Origin of the sequence: Nonomuraea longispora (assembly GCF_004348345.1) — a bacterium.
Classification (GTDB): Bacteria; Actinomycetota; Actinomycetes; order Streptosporangiales; family Streptosporangiaceae; genus Nonomuraea; species Nonomuraea longispora.
This window is the reverse complement of record NZ_SMJZ01000012.1, coordinates 71,044-78,879: the sequence shown is the minus strand read 5'-3', so window position 1 is coordinate 78,879 and position 7,836 is coordinate 71,044. Positions and strand designations below refer to the sequence as shown.

Sequence of the window (7,836 nt, the reverse complement as noted above, 5' to 3'; positions counted from 1 at the left end):
GGGCTGATCACCTCCTGACGCCGGCGCGTGGTTCTGTCGGTGACATGTGACAGCGTTTGTCGGTCTGCTGCGACAGCGGTCGTTTGTGCTTGAAGGTGATATCGCTGAGAAGTAACAGCGCCCAGAGGCTTGCGGTCGGGAGCATTGATGTGCTCCGCGGGATGAGCAGGGCCAGGGCTTCAACAACGACTCGTCGGGACACGCCGCAGTGCTGCCGTTCTTACGCTGAGAACCGCGAATTGGAAGCGCGGACAGGACGGCACCGCCGCCCGCCTGGACCGCATCCTGCGCCACCGGTCAGCCCTCGATCTGGACGCACGGCCGGGCATGCGCGGCGAAGAACCGCAGGACGACATCCGCGATCTCGCCGGGCTTCTTCTCTGGAGCGAAGTGGTCGAGCGTACGGAATGTCGCGGTCTCGGAGCGCGGGATCGTCTCGGCCAGCCGGGAGAGGGCGACGGCCTGCCGGCCGGTGTCACGCCCCTTGCCGCGCATGACCAGGGTGGCTGCGGCGATCTCGCGGTAGTCGGCCAGCCGGCCGTCGAACCGCCCCACCTCGACGTGCTCGCTGATCGCCTGGGGCATGAGCGCGAGATTCTGCCGCATCTCGGCACGGGGGATCGCGTACCGCAGGATGATCCGGAGAAGCCTGCGCGGAAGTCGTCCCGTCTGTTCCGGGTTGATCCCGCGGACGAAGGTGATGAATGCCTCGAAGTCCGCACCCTCGGAGATCTCGCGGCGTGCTCGGTCGATCCAGTCGACCGGGATCGACGCGCCGACCGACACTCCCGGCTCGTAGACGGCGACCGCGTCGAACGCTGGGTTGCCACACGCGGCTCGCAGGGCCACCAGTCCGCCGAAGCTGTGCCCGAAGATCAGCCGCGCGCCGGTTCGGGCGCGTACCGCCTCGATGTCCTCACACTCCCGCGCAATGCCGTACCGATCGCCCTGTGACCCGCTGCCGCCACGGCCGCGCCGCTGCACGACGTGCACGGTGTGCATGGTGTGCACGGTGTGCAGGGCTAGGAGTCCGGCGAAGGCGGTGAGGTCGGACGCCACCGCGAGCGCTCCAGGGACCACGATGACATCGGGCCCTCGCCCCACGCTGAGGTACTCGATGGGCGTGCCATCCGCCGATGTCACCACGTGGGCAGCCAGATCAGACATAGTGCTCTCCTCTCTCTCGTCGCCCGGACCCGCCCGCGCGATGCATACAAGGTACGCAGCAGTGTCGGATCAAGGCCATGCAGCGCACCCGCAAGGTGGTGCACTTCGCACGTCGTCGCAGAACAGAGGAGTAGTACGGCGAGCCGTTGGCTCGCGACCGCACTAGTACAGTGAGAGTCATGACAGACCGAGCGCTCTACCTACGCATCGCCGATGAGATCGCTGGCGACATCAGGAGCGGACAACTGGCGGAAGGCCAGCCGGTGCCGTCCACCAGGCGGATCGTCCGGGACTGGGGGGTCGCGATGGCCACAGCCACCAAGGCGATCGGCGCCCTGCGCGAGGCGGGCCTGGTCGAGACAATCCCCGGCCGCGGGACCACCGTGCGGCGACGGGACAAGCGGACAGCCGGGACGGCCCGCTCGGCTACCGGCAAACGGGCACGGCTCACCGGGCTGACCCAGCGCGGGATCGTCGAGGCCGCCGTGCGGATCGCCGACGCTGACGGACTGCCGCACGTCACAATGCGGCGGGTGGCCGTCTGCCTGGGCGTCTCCACGATGGCGCTCTACCGCCACGTCCCGAACAGGAGCGACCTGACGCTGCGGATGGCCGACAGCGTGTTCGGCGGTGCCCGGCTGCCCGAAATCCCGATGGTAGCTTGGCGGCGACGCCTCGAAGCGGCCGCGCACCTATTCTGGACCGTCTTCAGCCGCCACCCGTGGGCCGCCGAGGTGTTCTCGCTGAGCCGTCCGCGACTCATGCCCAACGTGATGCCGCTGGCCGAGTGGTCGTTCAGCACACTGCGTGCGATGGGCTTTGATACGCACGACATGCTGTGCGCGCACATCAACCTGTTCGGGCACGTGCGCAGCATGGCGCTGGTCCGTCTCGCGGAGGCGCAGGCAGAAGAGGACACTGGGATGTCGGCGGACGACTGGATGCACCTCCAGGACGGCCTGCAGCGGTGGGCGTCGTCCGCCGGTAATCCCGGATTCGGCTACGTCGTGAGGGAGCGGTTCGATTTCGACCTGGACACGGTCTTCGAGTACGGGTTGCAGCGCCTACTTGATGGCATCGACACCCGCCGCCGTGCTCTCGGGCTGCCGGGCTGAGGCGCGGCCAAGCCGACATTCTGGGCCCGCCTTAGCCCCGAGCGCTGTCCAACCTGACCAACAAACGCTGCTGCTCCTCACCGGCAAAATCAGGCGCGACCGGCCCGGCCCGGGCGAGCTCGGCGCCTCGCTCCCGAGTGCTTCCCCTGGCCTGCGGCGATGAGCGGCCGGCTGGAGCAGGCGCGCGTCAGGTTCCTCCTCGGCGTCCGCCCCAGACGGGGACGCCGTCGGCATGGCCGCGGCGGTTCGCACCATAACGGCGATGAACAGCAAGGATGTACCGTTCGGGCAGGCGTGCGTGGTGTACGTCCGGCAGTTCGGCGAGGTGCCTGCCTCGACATCGGATCGTGTGTGATGCGGGTCTCCCAAAGCGAGGAATGAACTGATACAGTTCTCTCAATTCAGATGGCTGTCTATATAGGCTTCGACAAAGGAGGCCAGCAATGGCCATGCATCAGGTAGCGGACGAGCCGGCCGAGCCGGCCACGACCATTCGGGCCGGCGATCTCGAAGTCGGAATCATCGACGATGGTGGCAGTGGCGTGCCGCTGGTGCTCGTCCATGGCGGCGAGAGCGACCGTACGCAGTACGCCACGCTCCGCTCGCACCTCGACCCGGGCATACGGGCGATCTCCTACGATCAACGCGACTCGGGGATCACCGTGAACCCGCCGGTCCCGTACACGATGGGCGACCTCGCCGATGACCTCGCCGCCTTGTTGGATGCGCTGGGGCTCCAGCGTGCGCACCTGCTCGGCACCTCCTTCGGCGGCGCGGTCGTACAGCACACCGCGCTCCGGCATCCCGAGCGGGTCGCCTCCCTCGTCCTGATCGCCACCACGCCGAGCTTCGCGCTGTGCCCGCCGAACGTCGGGGAACTGTTCGACATGTCCCACGACGACCGGCAGAAGGCGGTCAGGGACTTCTTCGTCACGCCCGAAGGCCAGGCCGAGCTCCACAACCGGGCCGCCCAGACGCTCACCTACCGTGACCCCGACAAGGCCGACCGCCGCCACGACGCCGCCCGGCCGCACGAGGTCCGCGACCGCCTGGGGGAGATCACCGCACCCACGCTGATCGTGCACGGCACGGCGGACCTGCTGGCGCCCTACTCCGCCGCGCTCCTGATGCGCGAGCGGATTCCGAACGCCCGGCTGCGTTCGATCGAGGACGGGCGCCACGCGATCGCGATGGAGTTCGCGAAACCGATCGCCGGTTACATCGGCGAGTTCCTCGGAGTGCCGGCAACGTGAGCGACGCGACGCACGCCCGCCGCCGGCAGACGCTGCGCGCGTCGGTTCGCTCTTCGCCCTCGTGTCCGTGGCGGTGTTCGAGCCGTACGCGGTCCGCCGGGCGACAGCGATGATCGACCCTCGCCGCGAGGTCGCGAAGCGGATGGCCGAAGCGGCCCTGGCCTGGCTGGACAGCCTCGACGCCGACCAGCGGGAGATGGCGGTCGCGCCGCCACCGGGCACCGGCGCGGAGGACGAACGCACCCACTGGTTCTACACGCCCACCGACCACGGCGGCCTCACCTTCCACCAGCAGCGCCCCGCCCAGCACCGGCTGGTGATGCGGCTGGTCGCGAGCGGACTGTCCGAAGCCGGGTACACCACCGTCGCCACCGTGCTCGGCCTGGAGAACGTACTCGACCGCGTCGAGGGCTTCTCGGTGAACTGGGGGCGGGAACGTACCCGCGACCCCGGCATGTACTACCTGCGCGTCTTCGGCGAGCCCGGCGGGCCCCGGCCCTGGGGATGGCGGTTCGGCGGCCACCACGTCTCGCTCAACCACCTCGTGGTGGACGGGAGCGTCACCGCCACCACGCCGTGCTTCCTGGGCGCCGACCCTGCCGCGTCGCCGCTGCTGGGCGGGGCGGCGCTGCGCCCGCTGGGGGCGGCCGAGGACCTCGCCCGCGAACTGGTCCGCTCCTTGCACCCCGAGCTCGCCGCCCGCGCGGTGCTGCTGGCGCGCCCCCCGAACGACGTCGTGGCGGGCAACAGCGCCCGGATCGACGACCGCGTACTGACCCGCCGTGAACTCTGGCGCCGCGGCCGGCACACCCCGGACCGCGCCGATCAGCCGGCCACCGGCCTGTACGGTGCGGACCGGCGGGCGCTGGCCCTCACTCCGACACCCAAGGGCGTGCCGGGCTCGGAGCTCGACACCGCGCAGCGGGAACTGCTGCGCGCCCTGCTCGGCACCTACCTCGGCCGCGTCCCGGACGGGGTGTCCCCACTCCCCCGCTACGACGACCCGGCGGCGCTCGACTCCGTGCACCTCGCCTGGGCCGGTTCCACCACGGCGGGCGAGCCGCACTACTACCGCCTGCAGGGACCACGGCTGCTCGTCGAGTGGACCAACGTCCACCGCGGCGCCAACCACGCCCACGCCGTATGGCGGGACCCGGAGACCGACTTCGGCGGCGACGTCCTCGCCGCTCACCACGCCACCCACCACGCGCCATAGAACGGGATGTGAAAGACATGGCCGGTCGACAGCCGTCACCGACCGACGATCCTCTCCACACGACGTGCCCCGGACGCGGCGATCGTCCGGTGGCCGCTCCGGCTCTCGGCTGAGCGACCCGCTGTGGGACGGCACGTGACCCCACTTGGTCTGATGCTCGCTCTCACCTTCGTGACGGGCTGCCGGGTGCTGCGCGCCGCCGGATCGTGTCCGTCACCGCGACCGCGTCGGCCCGTCGGCCACGTTCGGCACGTCGTACACGGCCGGATGGACGCCTCGCGTACTTCATGCACTCGACCTTCACGCACCCGGCGCGAGCTCCCCGGCAAGCGGCAGTGCCACGCACGCCGACGACCTGGACGCCCGGCAACGAGGAGAGGACGTTCATGAGCACCACTGAAGCTTCCCCGCTCCGCATCGGGAAGGCCGCCGTCGCGGCTCTCGGCATGCTGGCCACCTCCACCGGCGCCCTTGAGTCGGCGGTGTCGCCGACGCTGCCGCTGTTGCAGCGCGAACTGTCGCTCACACCTGCCGAAGGGGCGCTGCTCAGCATCGCGATGCTCATCACCGGTGCCCTTCTCCTGCCCATCACGGGCAACCTCGGTGACCGCTTCGGCGGGAAACGGGTCATGATCCGGCTGATGGGGGTGGTGGTGGCCGGTGGCCTGGTGTCCTCGCTCGCGCCGAGCCTGCCGGTGCTGCTGCTCGGTCAGGTACTGCAGGGCGCGATGCTGGGCGCGATGCCGCTCTCGTTCATCCTGGTGCGCAAGTACCTCTCCGAAGGAGAGTCCTCGGTGGCCATCGGAGTGGTCAGCGGGTCGTTCCTGGCCGGCGGCATGCTGGGCACGCTGATCGCCGGGCCGATCGCGGAGGGGCTGTCCCGGCACTGGATGTTCGCGATCCCGACGATCGGGATCGCCGTGACGACCCTGCTCCTCCACAGGCTGATGCCGGACGACCCGCCGGGCCGGCCGGACTCCAGGATCGACTGGCCCGGCCTGCTTCTCATGAGCGGCATCCTGCTGACGCTCATGCTGGTGCTCGCGATCGTGCCCGAGGCCGGCAGCCAGCCGATCGCGCTCGGCGCCCTCATCGTGTTCCTGGGCGTCCTCGTGGCCGGATGGGTCGCCGTCGAACGCCGGTCCCGGGCGCCGATGGTCGATCTGCGCCTGCTCGCGCAGCCGGCGATCTGGAGTTCGTACGCGATCACATTCGCCGTCTGCCTGGGCACCTCGCTGTCGATGTATCTCGTTCCGCAGCTGCTCGCGGTGACCGGCGACGGGTACGGCTTCGGCGCCAGCGCCACCGACATCGGCTTCTACCTGTTGCCCGGGGCCGTGGCGGCGGCGGTCGCCGGGCCGGTCGCCGGGGTCGCGGTGCGGCGTTTCGGCTCGCGTCCCGCGGTCACCGTCGGAGTCATCTGCATGATCACCGCGCTGCTCGCCCTGGTATTCCTCCACGGCGAGATCTGGCACCTCGTCGTCGGCAAGGTGCTGGTCGCCCTGGCCAGCGGCGTCTGCGTCACGGCGGTGGTCGTCAAGACCGCCACCGCGGTGAGCCACGGCGACACCGGCACCGCCACCAGCCTGCTTCTGGTGATTCGCGTGGTCGCCTTCGCCGCGGGCGCGCAGATCGGCGGCGCCTTCCTGACCGCCGGGATCCCTGCCGGGTCGGACATCCCCACCGAATCGGCCTTCGTCACCGGCTTCGTCATCGGCGGCGCCATCGCGGTGCTGTCCCTGTTGACCGTCCGAAAGCTGGACAAAGGAGTCAAAGAATGACGTACAACCGTACGGCATCGAGGTGCAAGGTCCTGGTGTCGGGCGCCAGCATCGCGGGCCCCACCCTCGCGTTCTGGCTGAACCGCTATGGATACGACGTCACGGTGGTGGAGAGAGCGGGCACGGTTCGTGCCGGCGGCTACCCCATCGACGTGCGCGGCACCGCGCTGGAGGTCATCCGGAGGATGGGAATCCTGCCGCGGCTACAGGACGCGCACATCGACCTGCGGCGGCTCACCTTCCTGAACGAGGACGGCAGCGAGGTGGCCTCGATCCACCCGAACAACGTCACCGGCGGCGTCGCGGGGCGGGATTTGGAGGTGTGGCGCGGCGATCTGAGCGAAGCGCTCTACGCCGCGGTCCGTGACGACGCGGAGTTCCTGTTCAACGACTCCATCGAGACCCTCGACGAATCCGGCGACGGGGTCGACGTCACCTTCCACGGGGGCGGCAGCCGCAGGTTCGACATGGTGCTCAGCGCGGAGGGCATGCACTCCCGTACGCGGGAGATGCTGTTCGGCCGCGAGGAGCAGTTCCACCGGTACCTCGGCTACTGCTTCGCCGTGTTCACGATGCGCAACACGTTCGGGCTCTCCCATGAGACCGTGATGTGGAACACCCCGGGCCGGGCCGCGGCTCTGTACGCCACGAGGGACGACGACAAGGTGCACGCCTTCCTGAACTTCGCCCGGCCGGAACCGCCGTTCGACGCCTTCCCGAACCGGGAGGCCCAGCACAAACTGCTCGCCGAGGTCTTCGCCGACGCGGGATGGGAGGTTCCGGGCATGCTGGCCGCCATGCGCGACGCGGACGACGTGTTCTTCGACGCCGTCGCCCAGATCCGCATGCCCCGCTGGTCCAGCGGCAGGGTCGCACTGGTGGGCGACGCCGCGCACGCGCCCTCCTTCCTCACCGGACAGGGCACCAGCCTCGCGCTCGTCGGCGCGTACATGCTCGCCCACTCCCTGGCCGGCCGGGACCACACCGCGGGCTTCGCCACCTACGAACAAGGAACCCGCGAGTTCGTCACCCTGAACCAAGGGCTGGTCGGCGAGGGCGGCGCAACGCTCTTCCCCACCACCGCCGAGGCCTTGGAGCAGCGCAACGACAGGCTGCGCAAGCTCACCGCCATCCCCTCCTCAGCGGGGCGACCGGCCCACTCGGCCCTCACCTTGCCCGAACCGCCCGTGATGCCTGGGCACGCGCGCTGATGGCGGGCGTCACCGGCGGACGGGACCCGTAGTGCGGCCGACCCGCAGGCGGGCAGCAGCCATTTGAGATCGTTGTGGAACCCGACCCGGACA

The 7,836-nt window shown here is 69.9% G+C and carries 6 protein-coding genes; 5 read left to right on the top strand and 1 reads right to left on the bottom strand.

The genetic code is table 11. From position 1 onward, the window contains the following. Positions 1-297: 297 nt before the first annotated feature. Positions 298-1,167 (bottom strand): alpha/beta fold hydrolase, encoded by an 870-nt coding sequence (locus E1267_RS05715; RefSeq protein ID WP_132330487.1) that lies wholly within the window; start codon positions 1,165-1,167, stop codon positions 298-300. A 179-nt stretch (positions 1,168-1,346) separates the two neighbouring features. Between E1267_RS05715 and E1267_RS05710 the strand changes: the two genes are divergently transcribed. The 5 genes from E1267_RS05710 to E1267_RS05690 all read left to right on the top strand — a co-directional run bounded on the left by E1267_RS05710 (position 1,347) and on the right by E1267_RS05690 (position 7,743). Next, on the top strand, positions 1,347-2,282 hold the full coding sequence (locus E1267_RS05710) for a TetR/AcrR family transcriptional regulator C-terminal domain-containing protein (protein WP_132330485.1): 936 nt from the start codon (positions 1,347-1,349) through the stop codon (positions 2,280-2,282). Between the two features lie 449 nt (positions 2,283-2,731). Beyond that, positions 2,732-3,535 carry an alpha/beta fold hydrolase gene (locus E1267_RS05705; RefSeq protein WP_220449354.1) on the top strand — a complete coding sequence of 268 codons (804 nt, stop codon included), beginning with the start codon at positions 2,732-2,734 and terminating at the stop codon, positions 3,533-3,535. Between the two features lie 67 nt (positions 3,536-3,602). Next, entirely contained in the window at positions 3,603-4,751 is a 1,149-nt protein-coding gene (locus E1267_RS05700) for a DUF3500 domain-containing protein (protein ID WP_220449353.1), read from the top strand. A 386-nt stretch (positions 4,752-5,137) separates the two neighbouring features. Then, positions 5,138-6,532, top strand: coding sequence for an MFS transporter (locus E1267_RS05695; protein WP_132330481.1), 1,395 nt, complete (start codon positions 5,138-5,140; stop codon positions 6,530-6,532). Then, on the top strand, positions 6,529-7,743 hold the full coding sequence (locus tag E1267_RS05690; RefSeq protein ID WP_132330479.1) for an FAD-dependent monooxygenase: 1,215 nt from the start codon (positions 6,529-6,531) through the stop codon (positions 7,741-7,743). Before E1267_RS05695 ends, E1267_RS05690 begins: the two co-directional genes overlap by 4 nt. Positions 7,744-7,836 lie beyond the last annotated feature (93 nt).